This is a genomic window from Campylobacter sp. MG1, from assembly GCF_026616895.1.
GTDB lineage: Bacteria > Campylobacterota > Campylobacteria > Campylobacterales > Campylobacteraceae > Campylobacter_E.
In genome coordinates this window covers 1-1,410 of the sequence record NZ_JANYME010000027.1, presented here as the reverse complement: position 1 = coordinate 1,410, position 1,410 = coordinate 1, and the positions used below count along the sequence as shown (strand labels likewise).

The window sequence follows — 1,410 nt, the reverse complement described above, 5'->3', positions numbered from 1 at the left end:
TCTGTTACATTACTTGTATCAAAGTTTAAAGGTTGATTGAAATTTTCACAACCATAAAACATACCATACATATCAGTTACATTACTTGTATCAAAATTTAAAGCTTGGTTGAAATTTTCACAACCATAAAACATATACATCATATTTACTACATTTTTTGTGTCAAAGCTTAAAGGCTGATTGAAATTAGAACAACGGCTAAACATAGCACCCATATCAGTTACATTGCTTGTATCAAAGTTTAAAGTTTGATTAAAATTAAAACAACTATGAAACATCTCACTCATATTAGTTACATTACTTGTATCAAAATTTAAAGCTTGGTTGAAATTTTCACAACCATAAAACATATCACTCATATCAGTTACATTTGATGTATCAAAGTTTAAAGGTTGATTGAAATTTTCACAAAAATAAAACATATAGCTCATATTTGCTACATTGCTTGTATTAAAGTTTAAAGCTTGGTTAAAATTTTTACATTCTCTAAACATATCACTCATATCAGTTACATTTGATGTATCAAAGTTTAAAGGTTGATTGAAACTATAACAACTTTTAAACATAAAACTCATATCAATTACATTTGATGTATCAAAGTTTAAAGGTTGATTGAAATTTTCACAACCATAAAACATAGCACCCATATCAGTTACATTGCTTGTATCAAAATCTAAAGGCTGATTGAAATTATTGCAACCATAAAACATATAGCTCATATCAGTTACATTGCTTGTATCAAAGTTTAAAGGCTGGTTAAAATTAGAACAACCATAAAACATAGAATTCATACTAGTTACATTGCTTGTATCCCAAGTATTTATACCACTAAAGTCTTTTCTATTACTATCTTGAAATAATTCACTCATATCAGTAATTAAGCTTGTATCAATATCACCTAAGTATAACTCTTCATTATCGCATAACTCTTTTAGCTCATCTTTAGTAGTTGGCTTATATTTTTTCATAAAATCTCCTTAATCAAATTCCTAATTCAAATTCTTTTAAAAATTAGAAGAATTTGAATTAGGAATTTCGTTTGTTTGAAATACTACAAAATACTCAAACAAACGAAATTTAATGATTATTTGCCTAACTTATCGCAACCTTCAAACATATCTTCTTGCTCTTTTACATTACTCATATCAAAATTAGGTTTATGGGTTAAGCTAGAGCAACAATAAAACATATAGCTCATATTTGTTACATTTTTGGTATCAAAGTTTAAAGGCTGATTGAAGTTTTTGCAATTCCAAAACATATAACTCATATTGGTTACATTTCTTGTATCAAGTTCTAAAGGTTGATTGAAATTACGACAACTATCAAACATATAACTCATATTTACTACATTTTTTGTATCAAAGTTTAAAGGCTGATTGAAATTACGACAACTATCAAACATACTAG

The 1,410-nt window shown here is 26.7% G+C and carries 2 protein-coding genes; both read right to left on the bottom strand.

Annotation, left to right across the window (positions count from 1 at the left end; all coding sequences use genetic code 11):
• On the bottom strand, positions 1-968 hold a 968-nt coding region (locus tag NY022_RS09525; protein ID WP_267525641.1), incomplete at its 3' end, for a BspA family leucine-rich repeat surface protein.
• 116 nt (positions 969-1,084) lie between these two features.
• The coding region (locus tag NY022_RS09520; RefSeq protein WP_267525639.1) for a BspA family leucine-rich repeat surface protein at positions 1,085-1,410 on the bottom strand (326 nt) is incomplete at its 5' end.